Annotated in this window: 9 protein-coding genes; 5 read left to right on the plus strand and 4 right to left on the minus strand. The window is 63.4% G+C overall.

Going from position 1 to position 12,266, the window contains the following annotated elements:
* Positions 1 to 37: 37 nt before the first annotated feature.
* Positions 38 to 2,788, minus strand: a complete 2,751-nt coding sequence (locus tag FR699_RS11740) for a GH36-type glycosyl hydrolase domain-containing protein (protein ID WP_158855518.1) — start codon at positions 2,786 to 2,788, stop codon at positions 38 to 40.
* A gap of 245 nt (positions 2,789 to 3,033) precedes the next feature.
* Here FR699_RS11740 and bglX point away from each other — a divergent pair, with 245 nt between their 5' ends.
* From bglX to FR699_RS11755, 3 genes are all read left to right on the plus strand, one after another.
* A complete protein-coding gene (gene bglX / locus FR699_RS11745) occupies positions 3,034 to 5,232 on the plus strand; it encodes a beta-glucosidase BglX (protein ID WP_158855519.1) in 2,199 nt (732 codons plus the stop codon).
* Between the two features lie 60 nt (positions 5,233 to 5,292).
* Positions 5,293 to 5,892: an IMP cyclohydrolase gene (locus FR699_RS11750; RefSeq protein ID WP_158855520.1), complete on the plus strand. Its 600-nt coding sequence runs from the start codon at positions 5,293 to 5,295 to the stop codon at positions 5,890 to 5,892.
* A gap of 102 nt (positions 5,893 to 5,994) precedes the next feature.
* Positions 5,995 to 6,654 (plus strand): metallophosphoesterase, encoded by a 660-nt coding sequence (locus tag FR699_RS11755; protein ID WP_154552582.1) that lies wholly within the window; start codon positions 5,995 to 5,997, stop codon positions 6,652 to 6,654.
* Between the two features lie 41 nt (positions 6,655 to 6,695).
* Here FR699_RS11755 and FR699_RS11760 read toward each other — a convergent pair whose 3' ends face one another.
* Complete coding sequence (locus FR699_RS11760; protein ID WP_154552581.1) at positions 6,696 to 7,874, minus strand: aspartate kinase; 1,179 nt, start codon at positions 7,872 to 7,874, stop codon at positions 6,696 to 6,698.
* A gap of 253 nt (positions 7,875 to 8,127) precedes the next feature.
* On the opposite strand from FR699_RS11760, the gene FR699_RS11765 reads away from it, so the two are divergent.
* Together FR699_RS11765 and FR699_RS11770 are read left to right on the plus strand one after the other, a co-directional pair.
* Positions 8,128 to 9,864 (plus strand): ABC transporter substrate-binding protein, encoded by a 1,737-nt coding sequence (locus tag FR699_RS11765; RefSeq protein ID WP_233263411.1) that lies wholly within the window; start codon positions 8,128 to 8,130, stop codon positions 9,862 to 9,864.
* Positions 9,861 to 10,727, plus strand: a complete 867-nt coding sequence (locus FR699_RS11770) for a phosphatase PAP2 family protein (protein ID WP_158855522.1) — start codon at positions 9,861 to 9,863, stop codon at positions 10,725 to 10,727. Before FR699_RS11765 ends, FR699_RS11770 begins: the two co-directional genes overlap by 4 nt.
* A gap of 8 nt (positions 10,728 to 10,735) precedes the next feature.
* Here FR699_RS11770 and FR699_RS11775 read toward each other — a convergent pair whose 3' ends face one another.
* Both FR699_RS11775 and FR699_RS11780 read right to left on the minus strand, forming a co-directional pair.
* Positions 10,736 to 11,647 (minus strand): NAD(P)/FAD-dependent oxidoreductase, encoded by a 912-nt coding sequence (locus FR699_RS11775; RefSeq protein WP_158855523.1) that lies wholly within the window; start codon positions 11,645 to 11,647, stop codon positions 10,736 to 10,738.
* 130 nt (positions 11,648 to 11,777) lie between these two features.
* Positions 11,778 to 12,161: a hypothetical protein gene (locus tag FR699_RS11780; protein WP_154552579.1), complete on the minus strand. Its 384-nt coding sequence runs from the start codon at positions 12,159 to 12,161 to the stop codon at positions 11,778 to 11,780.
* Positions 12,162 to 12,266: the final 105 nt, after the last annotated feature.

The following is a 12,266-nucleotide window of genomic DNA, read 5'->3' on the forward strand; positions in this document are numbered from 1 at the left end:
GTTGGGGTAGTGTGGATCGTATCGTTGCTCTCTGTCGCTATTCGAGCGTGACGTCGAGGTCGTGGACTGCCTCGCTGTCGAGGGCAGTCACGCGGTCGCGATCGATCACGACGCCGTCGTCGGTCCGTTCGAAGGCGATAGCTTCGCCGTTCAGTGTGACCTCGCTGATCGCATAGTCGCCAAAGTCAGCCTCGGCAGGATTGTGGTAAGTCACGTCGAGTCGGCGGTCGGCGAACTGGCAGGTCACGCTCGCCTCGCCGTCCTCGAACTGCTCGGCCAGTAACTTCGGTTCCAGCAGCAGGTCCCCGAGCTCACCCGTGACGCCGAAGACCTCCGTGACCGTCGTCAACAGCAGCCAGCTCCCCGAGCCGGTGAGGAACGTGTACAGCCCGCGGCCCCGCTCGTTGAAGTACTCCGGAATCCCGGGGTAGATGCGGCTGACTTCGAAGTCTTTGCTCTGTTCGTAGATGCCAGCGAGGACCTTGTGGCCGGCCTCGACCTTGCCCCGGCGGTACAGCGCGTTCGCGTACATGACGGCCATGTGGCTGAACATCGCGCCGTTCTCCTTGTGGCCAAAGGCAAAGCCAAAGCCACGCCCGAGGTCGGTCTTGACCTCCTCAAAGTCGGTGTTCAGCCGGTAGCCGCGCATCTTCGGTTCGTAGAGGTACTCGTCGGCGGCGTCGACGATCGCATCGGCTTGTTCGTCGGTCGCGACCTCGCCCATCAGCGTGAAGACCTGCCCGGTCAGCGTCATCCGGACGCCGTTCTCGTGGTCGCCTTCGACGCGCCGGCCACTGTCGTCGTAGTAACCGTTGAACCACTGGTGGCCGTCCTCGTTCTCGATGAACTCCTGGTCGCGCAACTGCTCGTAGCACCACGCAGCCTTGGTTTCCAGGTCGGCTGCCAGGGCCTCAATCGAAACGGCCACCGTCTCGCCGGAAACCGTCCGTTCCCAGGTGTCGAGGTACTCGTCGAGTCGGGCCTGCTTGGCTTCGGGGTCCTCGTAGTCGACTGACTCGCCGAGCGTGTCGAGCAGCGTTTCCATCTCCTGAGCGATCTCGATCTCTTCGACGCCGAGTTCGGTCTGGAGATCGCCGAGCAACTCGCTCATGTCGCGCATATTCCATGCATACAGCGCGGTGAAGGCGGCGCTCTCGCCGCGCTCGGGGGCCATGTCCATGGCGTCGTTCCAGTCGGCGTCTTCCAAGCGCATCACGTTGTGCTCGCCGACGTTGAAGAACTGGGTGAGGTGCTGGACGAGCAGGTGCTCTAAGACGGTGCCCTCGTAGACCTCGCCGTCCTCCGTGTACAACTCGGTGCCCTCGGCGGGCGACCACGCGTCGTCCTGCTCGCTGGCCCGGTTGACGTGGAGGTCCTTGTAGTAGCGCTGGTCGCGCAACAGGAACTCCAGATCGCCGCTGAGATCGAGGTAGAAGCGGGTCGTCAGCCACGGCCAGGCGCCGTGGTCCATCCAGACGCGGGGGATGTTGTTTCGGTCGGCTTTGAACTCGCCGGGCTCGTCGCCGATGATCGTCGCGTTCGAGCCATCGAAGCGCACGCCGGCGAAGTTGTGATAGAGGAGATCGGTGACGTTGTCGGGTTCAGTTAGCAACAGCGAGAGGATGTCCTGCCAGAGGTCCCGCCAGCCACGGCCACCGCGGCCGTAGTCGTGATACGGCAGGAAGGAATTGCCAAAGAGACGCCGGAAGACGGGCTGGAGCGTGACCCAGCGCATCCACTGGTCGAAGGTGTCGTCGCCGGTGTCGAACGCGACGGCACTGGACTTCTCGGTCCAGTGGGCCTGGCAGGCTTCGAGTTCTTCGGCGAAGGCCTCGCTTGAGCCGTACCGGTCGACAAGCGTCGCCGGATCGGGATCCCCGTCCCAGACCGTCTGCATGACGACGTATTCGGCGGTTTCGCCGGGATCGAGTTCGGTCGTCGAAAAGCGCAGGCCACCCAGGCTCTCGTAGCCGTCGACCTCGGTGCCGGCCGGAACGCCCTCTAGATCCTCGACGACGGCTTCAGGCCATTCGAGGTTACCGCCCTCACCGATGAAGTCTTCGACGACGGGGTAGAAACTCTCGGGAGCCGTCCCGTCGGCGTCAGTTCCGAGGACGCCGTAGGTCGTCTCGTTGCGCGTGTGGCCACGCTCGTCGAAGGAGAGCGTCGGACTGACGAGGACGCCGTACTCGTCGGTCCAGGTCTCGTGCAGCAGCGAAGTGACGTGGCGGTGATCGCGGATGTTGTCGGCCGAACGGCCGTAGAGAGGTACCGCAGCAGTCGGTGTGATGGTCTTGGCGTCGTCGCCGGTGTTCGTGACCCGGACACGCATCAGTTCGACCATGTCGTCGCGCACCGGCGCGAAGTTGGTAATCTCGGCTTTCAGCCCGCGTTCGTCGTTTTGACGGGTAATCTCGTGATAGAGGAGGCCCCCCTCCATCGAGACAGACTCCACGCCGTCGGACCGTTCGTCGGGAATCTGTGTGGCACTGTTGCCGGCGGCCGACCACGGCCCCTCGCCGTGTTCGTACACCCAGAAGTTTCGGGCCGTGCGCTTGTTGTGCAGGTCCTCGACGGCTGTCGGCGGCGTCAGGAACTCGTGTTGGCTCGCGTTGATATCGCCGTGGAGTTTCGGCGTGATCGCCGACATGATGCCGGCCTCGTTGACCAGCGGGAAATACAGATAGCTCGACCGCTGGGGGGCGTCCAGTTTGAACGTTCCTTCGTCGTCGACGAACGCCCAGTCATCGACAGTTGTTTCGTTGTCGTGTAAATGTCGTTTCGCCATGCGTCAAGAAACGGAAACCTGCCTTGAATAACTTTCTAACCCCGTTTTTCGGCGGAATAGATATTCGCAGATGTATGTGTAACATCCAACCTAACAATTTCTATATGTATTAGAAATGCGAATATTTGTCCGTGATCGGCAGCCTCACTGGCTGGTTGGACCGTCTTCATTCCGCCGCGGCTATTTCGAGGATGAAATTGTTCTGCAAAGATTAAAATGGGCGCGGGAGCGTAGCGCTCTATATCATGCCACTTTCGGACGGTCGGCTCGGCCAGTACGTTGCGGACGGACGTCGGGCCGAGATCCAGTCGCGTGTCAGTTCGCTACTGGAGCAAATGACGCTCGAAGAAAAAGTCGGCCAACTCAACCAGCGGTCGGTCCACTTCGTCACGGGGACCGAAGACGAGGGGGCAGCATTGGAGAGTGCCGTCGCCGACGGCGAAGTCGGCTCGTTGCTGAACGCGACCGATCTCGAGACGAAACGCCACCTTCAGCAACTGGCCGTCGAGGAGTCACGCCTGGGTATCCCGCTGTTGATCGGCTTCGACGTGATTCACGGCTACGAAACGATCTTTCCGATCCCACTTGCCCAGGCGGCCTCTTGGAACCCTGACCTGGCCGAGCGGGCCGAACGGATCGCAGCCACGGAAGCGGCCGCCGCCGGCCACAACTGGACGTTCGCGCCGATGGTCGACGTCTCGCGGGATCCACGCTGGGGTCGCGTCATGGAGGGGGCCGGCGAGAGCCCAGTCCTGGGCAGTGCCTTCGCCGAGGCCCGAGTCCGCGGCTTCCAGGGCGAGGATCTGAGCGATCCCGACACAGTTCTGGCCTGCGCGAAACACTTCGCTGCCTACGGCGCCGTCGAGGGTGGCCGGGAGTACAACACCGTCAACGTCTCCGAGACGGCCCTGCGTGAACGTCACCTCCCGCCGTTCGAAGCGAGCGTCCAGGCTGGCGTCGGCTCGCTCATGAACGCCTTCAACGTCCACGAGCGCATCCCCGCCAGCGGCCACGAATCGCTCGTCGACGGCGTGCTCAAGGGCGACTGGGACTTCTCGGGCGTGCTAGTTTCGGACTGGGCCTCGTTCCGGGAACAGATCCAGCACGGCACGGCCACGGACCGCCGCGAGGCAGCGCGCAAGGCCATCGAGGCTGGCTCGGACATCGACATGGCGAGCGAGGTCGTCATCGACGAACTCCCCGGTCTCGTCCGCGAGGGGGACATCAGCGAGGAGCGTCTGGACGACGCCGTCCGGCGCGTGCTGACGGTCAAGGGCCTGCTCGGCCTCTTCGAGGACCCCTACCGGTACTTCGACGCCGAGCGCCGCGAGGAGGCCATGCTCGCCGACGAACACCGCGAGGCCGCCCGCGAAGCCGCTTGCGAGTCCTTCGTCCTCCTGCAAAACGAGGGCGACCGGCTCCCACTCGATCCCGAGGCCGACGTCGCACTGGTCGGCGCGCTGGCCGACAGCGGCGAGGACACGCTCGGGGCCTGGAGCTTCGAGGGCCGGCCCGAGGACGCGATCACGGTCCGCGAGGGGCTCGAATCGTTCCTCGATCGGGCGGTCCCCTTCGCGCCGGGCTACGAACTCCCGGGTGAGGTGACCGAGGCGTCGATCGAGGCGGCGGTCGAAACGGCCACCGACGCCGACGTGGCAGTCACCGTCGTCGGCGAGACGGCTGCAATCACGGGTGAGGCGGCCAGCCGGGCGGATATCGACTTGCCCGGCCACCAACGGCGGTTGGTCGAGGCGCTCGCCGAGACTGACACGCCTGTCGTGGCCGTGTTGATGAACGGCCGCCCGCTCGCGATCGACTGGTTGGCCGAGTCGGTCCCGGCCATTCTCGACGTCTGGCATCCCGGGGTCGAAGGCGGGCCGGCCGTCGCCGAGACGCTCTTTGGCGAACACGTCCCTGCGGGCCATCTCCCGATGAGCTTCCCCTCCTCCGTCGGACAGGTCCCTCTCGCCCACGACCGATTGCCGACCGGCCGTCCCGCTGAGGATGCCGAGAGCGGGTACACGACGGGCTACATCGACGCGCCGAACGAACCGCTGTTCGCCTTCGGTCACGGCCAGAGTTACACCGGCTTCGCCTACACCGACCTGACGCTGTCGACGGATGCCATCGATGCCGGCGAGACCCTCGAAGCGACAGTCACCGTCGAGAACGTCGGTGACGTCGCCGGCCGGGACGTCGTCCAGTTCTACGTTCGCGATCTCGTCGGGAGTCGCTCTCGACCCGAGAAGGAACTACTAGATTTCGAGACCGTCGAACTCGCGCCCGGCGAACGCGCCGACGTGCCCATCACGATCGAGGATACTGACCTGGCGTTCTGGACGGCCGACCGTGAGTGGGCCGCCGAACCCGGCGAATTCGACCTCATGGTGGGCCACGCCGCCGACGACATTGCCCACACCGAGCGGTTCGCGTTGCTGGAGTGAGGCCACCCGTTTCGAGTGGAAACCGAACGTGCTTTCTGGGATGGCTGGGTGGGGTCGTCTATGTACGTTGGCCGATTCGTCGTCGTTGGACCGGACGTGGGCGCGTATCGGGTCTCCTCGCGCTCGTTTCCAAACCGGAAGGCACTCGATCGTGACGGGACGATCACGGTGGCGCCGACCGCAGACGCCCCCGAGACGGACAACCCCTACATCTCCTACAACTGCGTGCAGGTGACTGATCGCGGTGCCGTCATCGGTAACGGCTCACACGTCGATCCGATCGCCGAGAAACTCGCCCTCGGCGTCCCGGCCCGGGACGCACTGGCCGGTCCCCTGCAAGCCCTCGACTTCGAGAAGGACGACTACGACACGCCCCGGATCGCCGGGATCGTCGGCCTCGATGGCGAGGATCCGACTGCAGGTGAAGCCGGGGCGGCAATCGGCATCGTTCGCCGGGACGCACTGCTGGTCGAAGCCGTCACCGAACCGACGCTCGTGGCGACCTACGAGCGTGACGAGCCAGTGGGCTTCGACCTCGACGCCACGACCGCCGCCGATGCCGCACGCGAGGTGTACGATCATCGCTTCGAACACGCGGTCTGTGCGGCCGGCGTCGCCGGCAGCCCGGGCGATTTCGAGACGGCGATCGTCAACGAGTAAGGCGAGTTGCCAACAGGCGAGCCACGACGACTGCGCCGCTATCGTCTTGTCTTGCCAACGTGAAACTATCACTTCTAACTTTCTTGAGTGTGAACGGAGCGTGTGAAGATCGCTGTCATTTCCGATATTCATTCGAACAAGGTCGCCCTGGAGGCGGTTGTCGCCGACCTTCCCGACGTCGATCGGATCGTCTCGGCTGGTGACGTCGTCGGGTACGGTCCGTGGCCGGCGGACTGTCTGGAGTGGGTCCGCGAGCGCGAGATCCCGACCGTCCAGGGGAACCACGACCGGGCTGTCGCGACCGGCGAGTACCCGTCGTTCAACGACATGGCGGCCGCCGGGGTCGAGTACGCACGTGAGCAACTATCGATCGACCAGCGAGAGTGGCTCGCGTCGCTGCCGACCGAGCAAGAACTGTTCGACGGCCGGCTGAAAGTCGTCCACGGCCATCCCGACAATCCCGATCACTACACGTTTCCCGAGGAATTCGGGCCGGGGTTGCTCGGCGACGAAGACGTCCTGGTGCTCGGCCACACCCACGTCCAACACGCCGAGCAATTCACGGAGGGGATCGTCCTGAATCCGGGTAGCGTCGGGCAACCTCGCGACAGCGACCCGCGGGCGGCCTACGCGGTCGTCGATCTCGATGCGATGACGTTTGAACTGCGCCGCGTCGAATACGACGTCGGGGAAGTGCTGACAGCTGTCCGAGGGACATCCTTACCACGCCGGGTCGGGACCCGACTCAGCCGTGGCCAGTGACCGCTGTCGACATTCGTCTGAAAGATCGCCCCGCGTCGCAGTCAGAACGCCTTCTGGATCAGCTTCAGTGCCTGTTCACGGTCTTCCCAGGGGACGAACACGGCGATCGATGTCGCACTCGTCACGACATCGAGGAGATTGATGTGGGCCGCGGAGACGGGATCGATTACCTGCTGGATGACGCCCGGTTCGTCCGGGAGTTCACCGCCGGTGACGCGAATGATGGCGATCTCGTGTTTGACCGTGATACTCGAGAGGGTGTCGTCGTCGACGACCTCGTCGTGGAGGATCGCCTCGGCGTCTTTGGCGACGTCCGTGTCGAGATAGAACGTGACCGAGTCCATGCCACTGGACACTGCTTCGACGTTGATGTCCTCCTCGGCCAGTGCCGTCGAGAGTTCAGCGAGGATTCCCGCCTGGTTTCGAATCGCCCGCCCGGCGACGGTCACACAGCAGAGTTTGTTCTCCTGGAGGTCGATCAGCTTCTGGAACTCACCTTCGATCGAGGTCCCGCCAGACAGCAGATTCTCGTGTTGGTAGTGGACGACCCGGACGTCCATCGTGCCGCCCTTGTACGCCAGCGCGCTGGGGGCGACGACTTCGGCCCCCCGAAAGGAGAGGTTCCGGAGTTCGTCGACGGTGATCTCGCCGACGTTGCGAGCGCCTTCGACCACGCGCGGATCGCCGGTCATGACACCCTCGACGTCGGTGACGATGATCACCTCGTCGGCTTCCATGTAGCTGCCGAGCATCACGGCGGTCGTGTCGCTGCCGCCGCGGCCGAGCGTCGTGACGTCACCGTGGTGGTCTTCCGCCAGGAATCCGGTGATAACGGGCACGACGTCTTGTAGCTGGCCAGCGAGTGCGTGGGCACGTTTCTGGGTTTCGTCGACATCGACTTCGCCGTACTCGTCGGTGATGATCGGCCAGTCTTCGACGCCCGGCTCGAAGAACGCAGAGTCGATCCCGCGGGCCGCCAGGGCTCCCTTGAGCATCCGGACCGACGTGCGCTCGCCCATGCTGACGATCTCCGCTCGGTCGGCCTCGTCGGCCTCGAACTCGATCTCGCTCAGCAGGTCGTCGGTCGTCGACCCCATCGCACTCGCGATGATGGCGACTTCGTGGCCCTGTTCGACCACTTGGGCGATCGAGTCGGCCGCTCGCTCGATGCGCTCGCCGCTGCCGAGACTGGTCCCGCCGAATTTCACTACGACGCGCATGCGAGACCCCCTCCTGTGTGACTATCAATCATTGTGCATCCTGATTGGTCCCCCTTCGAATAACTGCTTTCATTCGTTGCGGACTGAGTTGTTGTCTACTCTTGGCTACCCAGCCCGTTCTAGGACTGTCCGTGGTAGCCACTGGACTGCCTGCGGTCTTGCTCACCAACCACGAGACGCTACTGTTATGTGTTACACGGGAGAAAACTGGATTGTAAGGTTTTATACGGCCGACAGCGACAGTTCGCTCTCCATGTCGCGTCGTGGGTTACTCGCGGCATTCGCTGCCGCATCGAGTAGTGGGTGTCTCCAGCGCGCGAGGACTCTGGTCAATCGACGCTCACCTGAGCAGGTCTCTGTGACGATCAAGACCGTCCCCGCAGACGACGACGAGGCCTCGGTCGAAATCGCCCGCCGTTTCCAGGAACACATGGCCGCCGTCGGCATCAACGCCACTATCAACCTGCAGGACGAGGCAGTGTTTCTCCGTGACGTCGTCCTGAACAACGATTTCGATGTCTACGTCGGTCGATTCCCGCCACGGGTCGAGCCTGACTTCCTGCGTGCGACGCTTCACTCACAGTTCGTTTCCGAGCCTGGCTGGCAGAACCCGTTCGGTCTCTCGGACCTCGAACTGGACGAGGCCCTGTCCGCTCAGCGCACACTCACTGGCTCGTCCCGACGCCGGACTATCGAGGAGATCGCGACGTCTATTGCAACGATTCAACCACTGTTACCCATCTGCTTTCCGACAGAATCGATCGTCGTCCAAACGGATCGGTTCGAGGGGTGGCCCGACGACGGCCAATTGACGCCGCTTGATTACTTGCACGTCCAAGCCAGCAGCGACGGGACGGCGAGCGACGTCACTCGACTCGCCGTCTCCTACACCGACGCCCGGATCACCCAGAGCCTCAACCCGATCGCTGTCGAGTATCGACGACGCGGGACCATCACTGGGCTCCTCTATGACTCGCTGGCACGGCGGCACGATGGCACCCTCCGGCCGTGGCTTGCATCGCGTATCGACTGGGAGACTGAGACGGCCAAGACAACGGCAACCATTTCACTCCGAGATGGTGCGACATGGCACGACGGCCGGTCACTGACTGCGAGCGACGTGGCCTTCACCTACCGCTTTTTCGACGATACGACACTCGGCGACGGGGACGTTTCGGTCCCTGCCCCACGGTTCCGCGGTCGGACGTCCCTCGTGGAATCGGCCACGACAGTCGACAACACAACAGTCCGCCTTTCGTTCGGAGAAACCAGTCAGACAGTCGCCGAACGCGCGTTTACTGTCCCGGTCCTGCCGGAGCACGTCTGGGAGGACAAAACTGGGAGCGCGGATCTTGCGGGCGTCGACGTCTCGACGGCCATTACGGAGGCGCTCGTGTGGCCGAATATCGACGACCCTGTCGGGAGCGGCCCGCTTCAGTTCGAATCCAGGCAACACGGTGACGAACTCGTCCTGTCGACGTTCGAGAATCACTTCAGGGTGACCGATCCGCCGTCGTGGTTCGATGCGGAACCGGCCTTCGACGAACTCCTCGTGCGGATCGCCCCCTCAGAGACAGCGGCGATCACACTGGTGACAGAGGGACAAGCCGACGCGACGGGTACCCCGGTCCGTCCCGCTCACGACGTGGCACCGACTGATGCCGTCGAAACCAGCGTCGGCACGTCCAGATCGTTCTATCACGTGGGCTACAACACGACGGTCGATCCGTTCGGCAACGTTCGCTTCCGGCGGTTGCTGTCCCAACTTCTCGATCCGTCGTCGATCGTGGACACGGTATTGGGTGGCGATGGGATACCGGCAGCAACCCCACTGGCAGGGACGGAATGGACGCCATCGGAGCCAGAATTGGACGGGACTGATCCGGTTGCCCCGTTCCTGGGGACGGACGGCGAATTGGACGAATCGGCTGCCAGGGATGCCTTCCGGGAGGCCGGCTTCCGGTACGACGGTGATCGACTGGTGCGATGACGCTGTTGCTCGAACTGCTGGCGTCTGTGACTGGTGTGACGCTCGCGGTCGTAGCCGTCGCGTCGCTCGTCGTCATCGGTCGGCCCCGACTCCGGGCGTTTCTGCACCAGTACCGAACACGACTGCGATCCGCTGTGCCGTTCCTCGCGGTGCTCGGTGGCGTTCTCGCCGTCAATAGCATCGTTCGCCAGGCCGGGATGGAAATCTCCTGGATGATCGGGTGGAACATCACGTACGATATTTACGCGCTCGAAGGCGGCTTTGTCCCGTTCGTCCAATCGTTCGCACACCCGACAGTGACACGATTGCTCTCTCTTTCGTACATCTACGGGTACGTCTTCCTGCTGGTGTTCCCGATTGTCGCGTATCTCGTTCTGGCAGACGATCGCTGGCTGCGGACGGCCGCGCTGGCGTACTCGCTGAACTACGTCATCGGCCTGGGCTGTTATCTGCTTTTTATCGCCTACGGGCCGCGGAATCTCCTCCCGGATCTGGTCGATCCCTTGCTGTATTCGGAGTGGCCATCCTCGAAATTCCTGACGAGCAAGGTGAACACGAACACGAACGTTTTCCCATCACTACACACGTCCCTGTCGGTCACTGTGATGTTCTTGGCCTATCGAAGCCGCCGCGAGTACCCGCGGTGGGTGCCCGTGGCCGCGGTCGTCGGCACGAGCGTCATCGTTTCGACGATGTATCTCGGGATCCACTGGCTGACGGACGTCTTCGCCGGCATTGGTCTCGGGATCGGGAGTGTGGTACTCGCCGAACGACTGGTCGACCGTGGCGTCGTCAAAGAGTGGTGGGAGCACGTCGTGATATCCGTCCGAGAACGACTGCGATCACTCCGAGGGGACGACTGACTCGTCCCTTACGCTTCGATCTTCTTGTAGTCGACGTACTCGCCGCCCCGAAAGTCCTCTAAGAGGTTGATCGCCGCCGTGGTCCCCTCGCCCACCGAGACGTTGACCTGGCGTTGGCCGCCGGTGATGTCGCCCGCGGCGTAGACGCGATCGACGCCCGTGTACTGCTCGCCGTCGACGTCGAGGTAGTCACCGTCGCGGGGAATGCCGAGCATGTCCGCGATGTCGGTCCCGCCGGCCGCACCCAGCGCGACGAAGACACCTTCGACGTCGATCACGTCGCCGGACTTCAACTCGACGCCCTCGACCACGTCGTCGCCGACGATCCGGTCGGCTGGCGCTTCGATGAGTTCGATGCCTTCTTCGGCGAGTCGTTCGAGGAGGGCGTCGTCGATCTCGACGGTCTTGCCGTTGGTGAGGATCCGGACGTCGTCGGTGTAATCCAGCAGCATCATCGCCTCCTTTGCGGCGTAGTTGCCCGCGCCGACGACCGCGACGGGGGCGTCCTGATAGAAGAAGGCGTCACACTCGACGCAGTAGGAGACGCCACCGCCCTCGTAGTCGTCGACGTCTTTGATCGCGGGACTCTCGTAGGAGGCCCCCGTCGCGAGGATGACGCCCTCGACCGCGTACTCGTCGACCTCAGTCTCGATGCCGTAGCCGTTGCCCTCCTCGCCGACCTGGACGACCTCCTCCTCGACGATCTCCGCGCCGAACTTCGTCGCCTGCTCCTGGCCTACGTCGACGAGTTCGGGACCGCTCGCCCCCTCCGGGAAGCCGTAGACGTTCTCCATCCAGTCGACGTCTCTGGTCGTGCCATCGCCCTTATCGAAGACGAGCGTTTCCTGGTCTGCGCGTGCCGTGTAGACGGCGGCGGCCAAACCGGCCGGCCCGCCACCGATGATCGCGACGTCTGCCATTGTGTGTAAGTAGTACAATACCGTACAGTGATAAACCGCTCGATATGCGTGTATATATCTCAAACGAACTGCCTAGACAAAATATTCGGTTCGTATACGATCGCAGAAGTGGTCGGGAGTAGCAATACTGTCAGACAAAGCCCAGCAGGTTCGCCAGCGAAATCCCGAGTGCGGTCGCGAACGCGAAGTGCAACAGCGTCAGGGCTACTGTCGCCCATCTATCGAGTCGATAGGTCCTCGCGATCGCTAGCCCGTCGGCCAGTAGCGTCGCGCTGACGACGACCAGCACGCCCAGTTCTGCCGAGATGAAGGCGACACTCTCGATGCCCCACCGGCCCAGCAGAATCGAGACGATCGCCGGCACGGGACCAACCGTGGCGGCCTTCTGACTGGGGACGTCGCCGAGGAAGAAGGTTGCAGCGAGGTGGAGGGTAAGCGCATAGAACACCGAGACGGCCAGGAAGATCGCGATCGTCGCGACGATCGGGGCTGCGATCCCGGTCTGGAGCAGCATACTCGCCGTTGGAACGCCGCCGGTATGTACGATCGGGTTTCGATCGCCTTCCTGGGGACCAAGCAGCCGTCTGGGTCAATTCACCTACAGATCACAAGACAGATA

The organism is Halorhabdus sp. CUG00001 (assembly GCF_009797925.1).
Taxonomy (GTDB): Archaea; Halobacteriota; Halobacteria; order Halobacteriales; family Haloarculaceae; genus Halorhabdus.

What these genes read in the sequence shown, in the direction of transcription:
- FR699_RS11740 (WP_158855518.1), bottom strand. Translation starts at nt 2,788, where the DNA reads ATGGCGAAACGACATTTACACGACAACGAAACAACTGTCGATGACTGG.
- FR699_RS11775 (WP_158855523.1), bottom strand. Translation starts at nt 11,647, where the DNA reads ATGGCAGACGTCGCGATCATCGGTGGCGGGCCGGCCGGTTTGGCCGCC.
- FR699_RS11760 (WP_154552581.1), bottom strand. Translation starts at nt 7,874, where the DNA reads ATGCGCGTCGTAGTGAAATTCGGCGGGACCAGTCTCGGCAGCGGCGAG.
- FR699_RS11770 (WP_158855522.1), top strand. Translation starts at nt 9,861, where the DNA reads ATGACGCTGTTGCTCGAACTGCTGGCGTCTGTGACTGGTGTGACGCTC.
- bglX (WP_158855519.1), top strand. Translation starts at nt 3,034, where the DNA reads ATGCCACTTTCGGACGGTCGGCTCGGCCAGTACGTTGCGGACGGACGT.
- FR699_RS11750 (WP_158855520.1), top strand. Translation starts at nt 5,293, where the DNA reads ATGTACGTTGGCCGATTCGTCGTCGTTGGACCGGACGTGGGCGCGTAT.
- FR699_RS11765 (WP_233263411.1), top strand. Translation starts at nt 8,128, where the DNA reads ATGTCGCGTCGTGGGTTACTCGCGGCATTCGCTGCCGCATCGAGTAGT.
- FR699_RS11780 (WP_154552579.1), bottom strand. Translation starts at nt 12,161, where the DNA reads ATGCTGCTCCAGACCGGGATCGCAGCCCCGATCGTCGCGACGATCGCG.